Raw genomic sequence first — 11,756 nt, forward strand, 5'->3', positions numbered from 1 at the left:
CCATTCTAGGGCGATGCGCACTAGAGTGAATTCGTGAGTACCTCTGCTGGCTGGGACCATCCCCGCACGTCCTTGTACACCGACCATTACGAGCTGACCATGCTCCAGGCGGCGCTGCACTCCGGTGCCGCGCACCGGAAGTCGGTGTTTGAGGCGTTCGCCCGCAGGCTTCCCGACGGCCGCCGCTACGGGATCGTGGCCGGCACGGGCCGGCTGCTGGAGGGCATCGCGGATTTCCGGTTCGGCGGTCCCGAGCTGGATTTCCTCCGGAACACCCACGTGGTCAACGACGAAACCCTGGACTACCTGGCCGGGTTCCGGTTCACCGGGGACATCTGGGGCTATGCCGAGGGCGAGGCCTATTTCCCCAACTCCCCCATCCTGATTGTGGAGTCCACGTTCGCGGAGGCCTGCATCCTGGAGACCTACATTCTTTCCGTGCTCAACCACGACAGCGCGATCGCCTCCGCGGCGTCCCGGATGATCACCGCGGCAGGCAACCGGCCGTGCATTGAAATGGGCTCCCGGCGGACCCAGGAGGAGTCCGCGGCCGCGGCAGCCCGCGCAGCCGTCATCGCCGGCTTCGACAGCACCTCCAACCTCGAGGCCGGGCGGCGATACGGCATCAAGACGGTGGGCACCGCCGCCCACTCCTTCACCCTCCTGCACGACACTGAACGGGAAGCCTTTGAGGCGCAGATCGCCTCGCTCGGCAGCGGAACCTCGCTGCTGGTGGACACGTACGACGTCGAAGCAGCCGTCCGCACGGCCGTTGACCTTGCGGGTCCGAAGCTGGGGGCCGTCAGGCTGGACTCCGGCGACCTCGTCGCCCAGGCCCAGTGGGTCCGGCAGCTGCTGGACGAACTCGGCAACGAGAACACCAAGATCGTGGTCACCTCGGACCTGGATGAATACGCCATCGCCGCATTGCAGTCGGCGCCGGTTGACTCCTACGGGGTGGGCACATCGTTGGTCACCGGCTCCGGCGCCCCCACCGCGAGCATGGTGTACAAACTGGTCAGCCGCACGGACGGGTCCGGGGACTTCGTGTCCGTGGCCAAGGCCGCCAAGAACAAGACGAGCAAGGGCGGCAGGAAGTACGCACTGCGCCGGCTGAATGAACGGGGCGTCGCCACCCACGAGATCGTGGGAGTAGGCCACCGGCCCGAAGACGACGGCAACGACCGCCAGTTACTGCAGCAGTTCATCAAGAACGGCGAGCTCCTCCCCGGCTGGACCGGACCCGAGGGCGTTTTCCGCGCCCGCCAGCGCCACATGGACTCGATGGCGGAACTGCCGGCCGTCGTCAACCGCCTGCAGCGCGGCGAAGCGGCCATTCCCACCGTCTACGAGGAGAACTGATGTCACGCGCCCTGATCATTGTTGATGTGCAGAACGACTTCTGCGAGGGCGGTACCCTGGCCGTCAAAGGCGGGGCCGACGTCGCCGGCGCCATCAGCGAGTACGTGGACGCCCATCACGGCCAGTTCGATCACATCGTGGCCACGCAGGACTGGCACATCGAGCCCGGCGCCCACTTCTCGGAGACTCCCGACTTCATTGACAGCTGGCCGCCGCACTGCGTTGCCGGCACCCCCGGCGCGGAGCTGCATCCGGACCTGGACACGGAGTACATCCAGGCCTATTTCCGGAAGGGCCAGTTCACCGCCGCCTACTCCGGCTTCGAAGGCATCCTGGCCCCCGAGGATGAGGTGCCTACGGGCGACAGGAAGCCCGGGGCCCTGACGGTGCCCGAGGACGAGGAGGCGCCCAGCGCCGGTTCATTCGCCGACGACGACGCCATCGGACTGGATGACTGGCTGCAGAGCCACGACGTGGAGGACGTTGTTGTCGTGGGCATTGCCACCGATTACTGCGTCATGGCCACGGCCCTGGATGCCGTCCAGGCCGGTTATTCCGTGACGGTGGTCCGGAACCTGACGGCCGGGATCGCCGCCGATCTGGACGACGCCTACGCCGAGATGGAACTCGGCGGCGTGGACCTCCCCTGAACCGGCACTACTTCCGGCCGATAAACCAGTCCTGAAGCTTCCGCAGCCTGGCCTGCAGCTGTTCCTCGTTGGCTTGCGCCACCGGCGGCCCGCCGCACACGCTACGGAGCTTGGTGTGCACCACGCCGTGCGGAGTTCCTGTCCGCGCGGACCACGCAGCCACGTTCTTGGCCAGTTCGTTGCGCAGGTCCATCAGCATCCGGTGGTCCGGCACGGTGGGCGCCGGGGCACTCTCGGGAGCCCTCAGCTTCTTGCGGCTCTGCTGCTCGTGCTGGCGTTGGCGCAGCAGCGTTCCCACTTGCTCGGCGTCCAGCAGTCCCGGAATCCCCAGGAAGTCCAGTTCATCGTCGGATCCGATGTCGCCGCCGGTGCCGAACTCGCCGCCGTCGAACAGCACGCGGTCGAATGATGCCTGCGAGTCCAGCGCCTCGAACTTGCCCTTGGTGAGGCTGTCGGAAGCCTTGTCCTCCCGGTTCGCCTCGTCCATGAGCGAGTCTTCCGGGTTGAACAGGCCGTCCGGGTCCTCTTTCTCCGGCCGGTCCAGGGCGTGGTCGCGCTCAGCTTCCATCGAGTTCGCCAGCGCGGTCAGCTGGGGCACGGACGGGAGGAACACGGAAGCGGTTTCGCCGCGCTTGCGGGCGCGCACAAAACGGCCCACAGCCTGGGCGAAGAACAACGGCGTGGATGTGGACGTGGCGTAGACGCCCACCGAAAGCCTGGGCACGTCAACGCCCTCGGACACCATGCGGACGGCCACCATCCAGCGCTTCTCACTGGCGGTGAACTCCTCGATCTTGCTGGATGCCTTGGCGTCATCGGAAAGGATCACGGTGGGAGATTCACCGGTGATCTTCTTCAGCTGGCCGGCGTAGGCACGGGCGTCCTCGTGGTCGGTGGCGATCACCAGGCCGCCGGCGTCCGGCACGGTGCGGCGGACCTCGCTCAGGCGCTTGTCCGCCCCGGCGAGGACAGCCGGGATCCACTCGCCGGCCGGGTTAAGGGCTGTCCGCCAGGCGTGCGCAATGATGTCCTTGGTGACTGCCGACTCGCCCAGGGAAGCCGCCATCTCCTCACCGCCGCTGGTGCGCCACCGCATCTGCCCCGAGTACGCCATGAACATCACGGGACGGACCACGTGGTCGCGGAGGGCGTTGCCGTAACCATACGTGTAGTCGGCCTTGGAGCGGCGGATGCCGTCCCGGTCCTCGGCGTACTCCACAAACGGAATAGGTGAGGTGTCGGAGCGGAAGGGGGTTCCGGTCAGCGAAAGCCGCCGGGCAGCCGGGTCAAAGGCCTCGCGGAGGCCGTCGCCCCACGAGAGGGCTTCGCCGCCGTGGTGGATCTCGTCGAGGATCACCAGGGTCCGCGCCGCTTCCGTCTTCGCGCGGTGCAGCATGGGCTTGCTGGCCACCTGGGCATAGGTCACCGCCACGCCGATGAAGCCGCGGCCGTGCTGCCCGTCCGAGTTCTTGAAGTTGGGGTCGATCGCAATGCCGACCCGTGCCGCCGCGTCAGCCCACTGGCGTTTGAGGTGGTCGGTGGGCGCCACGATGGTCACCCGGTTGACGGTGCCGGCCTCGATCAGCATCGATGCCACGCGCAGGGCGAACGTGGTTTTGCCTGCCCCGGGCGTTGCCACCGCCAGGAAGTCCCTGGGGCCGGTGGCGAAATAGCGGTCGAGCGCTTCCTGCTGCCACGCACGGAGCTTCGGCGCGGTCCCCCACGCTGCCCGCTCGGGGTATGCCGGTGGCAGCGTTGGCCCGCCAAAGAGTGTCTCCGTCACGCAGAGCCCTCAATTCCCCGCATTGCGGCAGCCGTGAGCGAAAGACACATAAACATAAACACCAATCTGTTCCGGAGGAGCCGCACTGGTCCGGTCATCAAAATCATCGTGGGCACGGGACGCGCGCAGCAGCGGTCAGCGCCCCGTGGTTGAACTGCCCGCCTCAGCGGGCCGGTCACCCCAATCAGCAGGGTGACCGGTAAACGGCGCTATTTACCGGAGTCGCCGTCGGAGCCTTTGCCGCCGTCGGACCCCGGACGCAGGCCTTCGTAGACCTCTTTGCACTCGGGGCACACGGGGAACTTCTGGGGATCGCGGCCCGGGGTCCAGACTTTTCCGCACAGTGCGATGACCGGCTCGCCCGTCATGGCTGATTCCATGATCTTCTCTTTGCGCACGTAGTGGGCGAACCGTTCCCGGTCACCGGGTTCCACTTCCTGGCGCAGTTCCTCGCGCTCGATAGTGGCTGTGGACGTTCCTGCTCCGGAAAGCTCACGCATCGGGTCGTTTTCGAGGGGGTCCGTCATGCTAGTCATGGCATCCATCTTAGCCGGTGGGCAGGACAAAAAACCGGACCAAACCCGGACCTCCGGCCTACAGGCCCTGCCAGGCGGGTTTGTTGTCATAGGTGTGGCGGTAGTAGTCCGCCAGCCGCAGGGATGACGCGGCGGCCTCATCCACCAGCACCGTGACATGGGGGTGCATCTGCAGCACGGACGCGGCGCAGATGGCGGCCACCGGACCTTCCACCAGGTCCCGGACAGCCTGCGCCTTCTGGGCACCGGTGGCGATCAGGACAACGTGGCGGGCTTCCATGATGGTGCCCAGCCCCTGGGTGATCACATGGTGGGGAACATCATGGATGTTTTTGAAGAACCGGGCGTTGTCCCGGCGTGTCTGCTCAATGAGGCTCTTGATCCGGGTCCTTGACGCCAGCGAGGAGCCGGGCTCGTTGAATCCGATGTGGCCGTCGGTGCCTACGCCCAGCATCTGGAGGTCCACCCCTCCGGCGGCCGTGATGGCGTCCTCGTAGGCCTGGCAGGCTGCCGGGATGTCCGCCGCTGAGCCGTCGGGACTGTGTACGTTCTCGGGAGCGATGTTCACCCGGTCCGTGAACTCGCGGCGGATGACCTCGCGGTAGGACTGGGGATGCCCGTGCTCCAGGCCCACGTACTCGTCGAGGGCAAACCCCTGTGCCCGGCTGAAGTCGAGCCCGGCCTGCTCATGCCGGCGGGCGAGTTCGTCATAGACCGGCAGCGGCGAAGACCCGGTTGCCAGGCCGAGCACCGCGTCCGGTTTCCGGCGCAGCAGCGCCTCGATGGCATCCGCGGCGAGCGCCCCGATCTGTTTGCTCCCCGGAAGAATAACCACTTCCATGGCCTACCGCCTTTCGCGTCCTGTGGTACCCATCATGCCCCCTGGGGGCCTAGCGGTTGACTGAGAGCTGGGCCAGGAGTTCAGGACCGCGGGCGTCGAGCCACTTCCCGCCCAGGCGGACCCCTATGGCAAAGAGCAGCAGGCCCAGGGCCGGGCCCAGCACCAGGTTGATCCATCCGGGCACCATGCTGCCAGTGACGGACTGTGCGACCACCAGTGCAGCCTCCGGCAGCACCAGCACCAGCAACACACCCATCCCGCCGAACTGGACCGCCATGGTCTGGGCGACGTTGCCCGGCGGCTTCTTGAACGGACTGTCGCCCGGGAGCGGCACCGCCACCGTGTACCGTGCCGAGATGACCGATGCCAGGCCCAGCCCGGTGAACAGGACGCCCAGGGACAGTCCGAGCAGTGCCGGCAGCCATTCCCACTCCCCCGTGACAAAGAACGGGCCGACACTGAAGACCAGCACGATGGGGAAGGCGAACGACAGGCAGGCGAGGGCCCGCCCCAGCCTGTCCTGGATGCCGCGGACACCGCTGGCCAGATGCAGGGCGAAGGCAGTGTTGTCATAGGACACATCGGCGGAAATCGACCACGCCAGTAGGAACGCCGCCAGCGGACCGATGACCGCCAGTACCCCGTAGTCCCCCGTCTGGCTCGCCTGGAAGAACAGCAGGACGGGCAGCAACGGAATGACCACCAGGGATCCCGAGTACCGGGGATCCCTGATCCAGTACGTGAGGGCCCTGGCCGTAATGGCGCCGGTGGGCGTGGCCGGCAGCACCCCGAAGAGGCCCATCCGTCCGCCACGCTTCCTGCCGCCCGCAGTGTACGGCGGTGTGACCAGGGCACGCTCAAGGAGCATCTTCCAGCACCAGGCCAGGCCGGCCAGCGAAGCCGTTGCGATCAGGAGCTTCAGCACGGCCGGTCCGTACTGGCCCGCCGCGGTGTCTGCGCCGATCGACCATGCGGCACCGGCCGGTGTCCACGCCAGGATCCCGGCGAGCTCTGTCAGGAACCCTGCGGAGCCCGCGGCGCCCTGTGCCACGAACGCCACGATCGGGCCCATCAGCATCAGCGGCACCATAAAGGCGAGCGCACTGACGTCCTTGAATCGCCGCGAGGACGCCAGGCCGGCGGTCGCCGTCGTCACCACCTTGGACAGGACAATGCACGTCAGCACGCCCAGGCCGGCTCCCGCAACGGCCGCCGCAGCAGCAGGCGCTCCCCTGCTCCAGGTGACCACCGTGGCCAGCGCTACGAGGGTGGTGGCGATGCCGGGGATGCCGATCACTCCGCCGAGGGCAAGCCCGGTGAGCAACTGGGGCGTGGGGACCGCCGCGGTGGTGAAGCGGGCCGGGTCCAGGGTCATGTCCGCAGAGGAGGCAATGACGGGCACTGTTCCCCAGCCCAGGAGCGCCGCGGAACCGCCCAGCACCACCACGGTCCGGGCAAGCTCCAGGTCTGCTGTCCGGAGCAGCACCAGTGCCACGCAGAAGAAACCGGCAATACCCAGGGCGTACAGTCCTCCGATGATGAGCCCCAGCAGCTGCCAGGGGCTGCGCCGGAGGCTGTTGCGCAGGAGTGTCCATTTGAGCCTTAGAAGGTGCGCAACCATTCCAGGCCCTCCGTCCGGCTTCGGCCGCCCACCAGCTGGACGAAGCGGTCCTCCAGCGAGGCTCCGGCCCTGACTTCCTCCACCGTGCCGGCCGCCAGCAGTCTGCCCCCGGCAACCACGGCCACGTGGTCACACATCCGCTGCACCAGGTCCATGACGTGGCTCGAGACGATCACGGTACCGCCCGATTCGACGTAGCGGTCCAGGATGTCCCGGATATTTGCCGCGGAAACCGGGTCCACCGATTCAAAGGGTTCATCCAGCACCAGCAGCCTGGGGGCGTGGATGAGGGCGGAGGCCAGTGCGATCTTCTTGGTCATGCCGGCGGAATAGTCCACCACCAGGGTTCCGGCGTCGGAGCTAAGATCCAGCGCGGCGAGGAGTTCCGCCACCCTGGCGGACACCACGTCCTTGTCCATCCCCCGCAGCAGGCCCGCGTAGCTCACCAGCTGTTCACCCGTCAGCCGGTCGAACAGCCGCACGCCGTCGGTCAGGATGCCCACGAGCTTCTTGGCTTCCAGGGGCCGGGCCCAGACGTCGACGCCGTGCACCAGCGCCGTCCCGAAGTCCGGGCGGAGCAGCCCCGTCGCCATGGAAAGCGTAGTGGTCTTTCCGGCGCCGTTGGGACCCACAATCCCGTAGAAGGACCCCGCGGGCACATCCAGGCTGATCCCGTCCACCGCGATCTTGCCGCCGAAGCGTTTTGCCAGGCCGCGGATGGCCAGGGCCGGAACAGGGTGCTGCCGGGGGCCGGCGGGTGGACGTATCCCGGGTTGCGGTTCAGTCATGGTGCCAGCGTAGCCCCCCGGGCGGGCGGGGAGGGTCGTCCCAAAGGGTGACTTCCGCAGCGGGGCTAGTCGCCCAAAAGCATGGCTTCCTAGAACGAGTGGCGGGGAACGGCCCGTTCGTATTGCGGGACCCAAGGCAGCTCGTGGCCGAGCTCGAACGCGGCGCGCAGCCACCAGTGCGGGTCGCGGAGGGCGGCGCGGGCAATGAAGACGCCGTCCGCTTGTCCGGTGGCCACAGCGTGTTCTGCCTGCCCGGAGGAGGTCAGCAGCCCCACGGTGCCGGTACGGACGGCCGCCTCGCGCCGGATCCGGGCCGCGAATCCGGTCTGGTAGCCGGGGCCGGCGGGAATCTGCTGGTGCGCCACGGCGCCACCGCTGGACACGTCCACCAGGTCCACTCCGCGTTCGGCGGCGGCGCGGGCCAGCCGGACCGAGGAGGCTGCGTCGATTCCGCCCTCGGCCCAGTCCGAGGCGGAGATCCGCAGCAGCAGCGGCATCGAATCGGGGATGACGTTGCGCACCGCGTCCACCACTGCCAGGGTGAGCCGGTTCCGTCCGGGTTCGTCGCCGCCCCAGGCGTCCGTCCTGTCATTGATGAGCGGGCTCTGGAACTGGTGCAGCAGGTAACCGTGGGCGCCGTGGATTTCGATCGTGTCGAACCCGGCGTCGACTGCCCGCACGGCGGCGGCTGCGAAGTCGGCAATGACGCCGTCGATCTCCCCGGTCGTCATGGCCGCGGGTGCCGCATAGCCGTCGAACGCCCCGGTGCCCGGCCCCACGGTGTCCCAGCCGCCGTCGGACGCCGGTACAGAGCCGCGCTTCCCCGAGAACGGCCAGTAGGTCGAGGCCTTGCGGCCCGCGTGCGCCAGCTGCGTGCCGATCTTGGCGTCGGCCGCGCCGTAGCGGTGCACGAATGCGGTGATCCGCTCCCACGCTGCGGCCTGTTCGTCGTTGTAGAGGCCCGCATCCCGCGGGCTGATACGGCCCGCCGCGTTCACTGCGGCTGCCTCGGTGAGGATCAGGGCAGCTCCCCCGGCCGCGAAGGAACCCAGGTGCATGAGGTGCCAGTCATGCGGCACCCCTTCGCCGGTGTCCGGGCCGCAGCTGTACTGGCACATGGGCGAAACCCAGCCGCGGTGGCTCAGCGTCAACGAGCGCAGCTCCAGGGGGGAAAAGAGCGCCGAGTGCATTAGAACAGCACCCGTGCCAGCCCCTGCCGCGCCTTGGCCACCCTTTCATCGGACGGCCCCACCACTTCGAAGAGCTCCAGCAGCCGCACCCGGGCAGTCTCGCGCTCCGGTCCGAAGTTCCGGCCAATGAAGCTGACGATCCGGCCCAGGGCGTCATCGATGTGTCCGCCGGCGAGGTCCAGGTCAGCCACGCCCAGCTGGGCGTCGAGGTTGTCGGGCTGTTCGGCCGCGAGCTGGCGCATCGCTTCGCCGTCCGGACCGGTCAGGGACTGCAGCCGCTCCATCAGCTCCACCTGGGCGAGCCCTGCCTTGGCTTCGGCATCCGCAGGCATTTCCAGCAGGGCCTGGCGGTAGGCCGCGGCCGCTGCCGCGAAGTCTCCTGCCTCGATGGCGTCGTAGGCGGCCTGATGCAGCGGCGGCAACGGGGCCGGTTCGGCCTCGGCAGCAGCAGCTCCGGCGCCGCCCAGGCTGCCGGTGACGCCGTTGGCGGCTGCCACCTTGAGCAGTTCATCCAGCAGGCTCCGCACCTGCTGTTCGTCGGCTCCGCCCTGGAACAGGGGCACAGGCTGTCCCTTTACCACTGCTACCGCCGTGGGGACAGCCTGGACCTGGAATGCCTGGGCAAGCTGCGGGAACGCGTCGATGTCCGCGGCGCCAAGGACCAGCCGGCCGCCATAGCTGTTGATGATGCCTTCAAGGACGTCGACGAGTTCGGCCGAGGCGGGTGAGTAGCTTGCCCACAGGCCGAAGACCACCGGCACCTGCGCAGACAGTTCAACGAGCTGCTGGAAGTTTGCTTCGGTGACGTCGACGCGAAGCGGCTGACCGCCGGCTTCAGGCGCCACCCCTTGGGCGGGCTGGCCGGGGCCGGGCTGGCCCGCACCCGGCTGGCCGCCGGAAGGCGACTGCGCGGCCGGTGGCGCCGTGCGCTGTTTCAGGCTGGAAAGGTCGACGGCGCCGCGCAGGTTGAGCTGGCTGGCAGCGGCTGGAGGGACTGGACGGGAGGCTGGCGAACTCATAGCCTCCACTCTAGCCACTCCGGCCGCTGCCGGTCATACCCGGAGCGCAGGCTACTTGAAGCTGGCTCCCACGAGTCCGCGGGTGGCAGCCACGAGCTTCATCGGGTCCTTGGAACCGGTCGGCGGGATGTAGACGGCCATGGACTCGGCGAAGTTGAGCACCATGCCGGAGCTGGTCTCCTTGCCTCCGGCCAGCACGGCCGCGTCGTCACCTATCGCCAGCTTGTCGCCCTCGGCTTTGGGTGTGCCGTCGAAGGCGAAGTTCAACCGGCCCAGGACCAGGGCGCCGCCGTCCGCGGTGCGGAACACTACCGTGTCCTCGGGGACCACCTTGTGCGTGAAGCTGAAGTTGCCGTTGACGCCGGTCTTGGCCACGTCGGCCTGGTATGCCAGGGTGTCGGCGATGTACGGCGATGACTGGCCCTCAACGAGCTTGTCCTTGAAGGTCGAGTCGGCCTTGGTCAGGCGGTCGCCCAGCCCGGCAAGTGCTTCCTGGCCGCTGTAGAGCAGGCCCGACTTGTCGTCAGCGGCAAGGGTTTCCGTGCCGGCGCGTCCGATGGACGGGAACGTGGTGCCCGGCTGCAGCGGGGTGGTTTGCACGAGCTTGTAGTTCTCGCGCGGGGATTTCTGCACGAGCGTCAGCAGCTGGGGCACAACGTTGCCTTCGCCCTGCGTGACGGCCATGACGGAGCGGGGCCAGGCGCGCTTGCTGGTGACAACAGTGGTCAGCAGCTTGGTGGCGCGCACGGGCATGCGTGCCTCGTAGGCGCCCACCTGTGAGCGGATCTTGTAGTTTTGCGTGCGGACCTCGAGCTCGGTGCTGTCCACGCGGGACTTGAGCTTGGCAGCATCTTTGGCGGCATCGCCGGCGTCCACTGTGCTGGAAACCTGTTCCAGGATGCGGCGGAACTGGGCATCCAGCAGCACCGGCGCATCCGCGGCGGTGTCCGCACCTGCGGCCTCACTGGATGTCGGAGACGGCGCGGGGCTCGTGGCTGCCTGGGCAGCAACTCCCGTGCCGGCCACGATGGTGGCGGCAAGGGCGGCCATGGCCACGCCGGCGCGCGTCGCACTGAAGGTCGCGGTGCCATTTGCGGTGCCCTGGCCCTGCTGCTTGTCAACGGGCGGCTCTACGGGCGCGGGAGCGGCGGGCGCCGTTTTGCCGGCCGGGCGGGCCGCGCGGGCTCGGCGGACCAGCTTGTCCTTCATGGATTCGCCGGTGTCGTCCCCGCCAACGCCTGCGGGCTTGCCGCCCTTGGGCTTGATCACCAGCAGGGCCAGACCGGCCAGCATCAGGAGGCCGCCAAGCACCATCAGCGGCACGGCCCACGGAGTGGAGGTGTCATTAGGGAACGTCATGGAGATGGACGACGGCGCCGGCTTGGTGCCGTCCGAGGCCAGCAGGAGCGACCACTCGCCGTCCGCAGGGGCGCTCCAGGTGTAGTTCAGCTCACCGCTGGCGTTCTCGGTGGTAACCCAAAGATCGGAGCCGGCGGGAGAGGGCGCGGCAGCTTCACCGTCCGTGTGCGTGAGCTGGAGCGATTTGTTGTCTTCGGAGACTCCGGAAACCGTGTTGTGGGCTGTCTTGCCAACCCAGGCGTCGACGTCATCGGGACGGCCTGCTGCCAGCATGAAGCTGCCTTCGCCCTTGACATTGATCTTGACCGTACCCCCGTGAAGGGTCCGCAACTTCTGGTCGATAACGGTCAGTGGTGCGGCGGTGCCGTCGGAAGGCGCCGAGGCTGTAACGGTCTCGGCCGGAGCCCAGATGGTCTTCTGTCCTACGCCGGCCAGCAGTGTCAGGAGGCCGAGCAGCACTAGTGCAACTGCAGTCTTGAAACGCAAAGGGATACCTATCATCAGCGGGGGTTTACTTTCAATAGTAACCGTTTTGTTACCAAGGAGTCAGATCGGGGCTTGGTTCACAGCCTAGGGCAACCGGCCGCGCCGACGGGAAAACAGGGCG

Annotated in this window: 10 protein-coding genes; 2 read left to right on the plus strand and 8 right to left on the minus strand. The window is 67.8% G+C overall.

Annotated features, from left to right (window positions below; genetic code table 11):
- The first annotated feature begins 33 nt into the window (after window positions 1-33).
- Both AC1MDG_RS13050 and AC1MDG_RS13055 read left to right on the plus strand, forming a co-directional pair.
- Window positions 34-1,362 (plus strand): nicotinate phosphoribosyltransferase, encoded by a 1,329-nt coding sequence (locus tag AC1MDG_RS13050; RefSeq protein WP_235347388.1) that lies wholly within the window; start codon window positions 34-36, stop codon window positions 1,360-1,362.
- A complete protein-coding gene (locus AC1MDG_RS13055) occupies window positions 1,362-2,012 on the plus strand; it encodes an isochorismatase family protein (protein ID WP_479804308.1) in 651 nt (216 codons plus the stop codon). Before AC1MDG_RS13050 ends, AC1MDG_RS13055 begins: the two co-directional genes overlap by 1 nt.
- Before the next feature lie 7 nt (window positions 2,013-2,019).
- Here the strand turns inward: AC1MDG_RS13055 and AC1MDG_RS13060 are convergent, their stop codons facing one another.
- The 8 genes from AC1MDG_RS13060 to AC1MDG_RS13095 form a co-directional block, all read right to left on the minus strand.
- The gene (locus AC1MDG_RS13060; RefSeq protein WP_479804310.1) at window positions 2,020-3,795 is read right to left on the minus strand and encodes a DEAD/DEAH box helicase; all 1,776 of its coding nucleotides are present in this window, start codon (window positions 3,793-3,795) and stop codon (window positions 2,020-2,022) included.
- Between the two features lie 209 nt (window positions 3,796-4,004).
- Window positions 4,005-4,340, minus strand: coding sequence for a DUF3039 domain-containing protein (locus AC1MDG_RS13065; RefSeq protein WP_043482544.1), 336 nt, complete (start codon window positions 4,338-4,340; stop codon window positions 4,005-4,007).
- Between the two features lie 49 nt (window positions 4,341-4,389).
- Complete coding sequence (nagB, locus tag AC1MDG_RS13070; protein WP_479804312.1) at window positions 4,390-5,172, minus strand: glucosamine-6-phosphate deaminase; 783 nt, start codon at window positions 5,170-5,172, stop codon at window positions 4,390-4,392.
- A 49-nt stretch (window positions 5,173-5,221) separates the two neighbouring features.
- The gene (locus AC1MDG_RS13075) at window positions 5,222-6,793 is read right to left on the minus strand and encodes a transporter (RefSeq protein ID WP_479804314.1); all 1,572 of its coding nucleotides are present in this window, start codon (window positions 6,791-6,793) and stop codon (window positions 5,222-5,224) included.
- A complete protein-coding gene (locus AC1MDG_RS13080; protein WP_479804315.1) occupies window positions 6,775-7,581 on the minus strand; it encodes an ABC transporter ATP-binding protein in 807 nt (268 codons plus the stop codon). The genes AC1MDG_RS13075 and AC1MDG_RS13080 overlap by 19 nt, the downstream gene beginning before the upstream one ends.
- An 89-nt stretch (window positions 7,582-7,670) precedes the next feature.
- Window positions 7,671-8,771 (minus strand): NADH:flavin oxidoreductase/NADH oxidase, encoded by a 1,101-nt coding sequence (locus AC1MDG_RS13085; RefSeq protein ID WP_479804317.1) that lies wholly within the window; start codon window positions 8,769-8,771, stop codon window positions 7,671-7,673.
- The gene (locus tag AC1MDG_RS13090; RefSeq protein ID WP_479804319.1) at window positions 8,771-9,790 is read right to left on the minus strand and encodes a co-chaperone YbbN; all 1,020 of its coding nucleotides are present in this window, start codon (window positions 9,788-9,790) and stop codon (window positions 8,771-8,773) included. Before AC1MDG_RS13090 ends, AC1MDG_RS13085 begins: the two co-directional genes overlap by 1 nt.
- Window positions 9,791-9,841: 51 nt before the next feature.
- The gene (locus tag AC1MDG_RS13095; RefSeq protein WP_479804321.1) at window positions 9,842-11,650 is read right to left on the minus strand and encodes a hypothetical protein; all 1,809 of its coding nucleotides are present in this window, start codon (window positions 11,648-11,650) and stop codon (window positions 9,842-9,844) included.
- Window positions 11,651-11,756 lie beyond the last annotated feature (106 nt).

The organism is Arthrobacter sp. AIWTK1 (genome assembly GCF_056680535.1).

Excerpts from the sequence above, each read along its gene's own strand:
- AC1MDG_RS13095 (WP_479804321.1), bottom strand. The coding sequence starts at position 11,650 with ATGATAGGTATCCCTTTGCGTTTCAAGACTGCAGTTGCACTAGTGCTG.
- AC1MDG_RS13090 (WP_479804319.1), bottom strand. The coding sequence starts at position 9,790 with ATGAGTTCGCCAGCCTCCCGTCCAGTCCCTCCAGCCGCTGCCAGCCAG.
- AC1MDG_RS13055 (WP_479804308.1), top strand. The coding sequence starts at position 1,362 with ATGTCACGCGCCCTGATCATTGTTGATGTGCAGAACGACTTCTGCGAG.
- AC1MDG_RS13085 (WP_479804317.1), bottom strand. The coding sequence starts at position 8,771 with ATGCACTCGGCGCTCTTTTCCCCCCTGGAGCTGCGCTCGTTGACGCTG.
- AC1MDG_RS13080 (WP_479804315.1), bottom strand. The coding sequence starts at position 7,581 with ATGACTGAACCGCAACCCGGGATACGTCCACCCGCCGGCCCCCGGCAG.
- AC1MDG_RS13075 (WP_479804314.1), bottom strand. The coding sequence starts at position 6,793 with ATGGTTGCGCACCTTCTAAGGCTCAAATGGACACTCCTGCGCAACAGC.
- AC1MDG_RS13065 (WP_043482544.1), bottom strand. The coding sequence starts at position 4,340 with ATGGATGCCATGACTAGCATGACGGACCCCCTCGAAAACGACCCGATG.
- nagB (WP_479804312.1), bottom strand. The coding sequence starts at position 5,172 with ATGGAAGTGGTTATTCTTCCGGGGAGCAAACAGATCGGGGCGCTCGCC.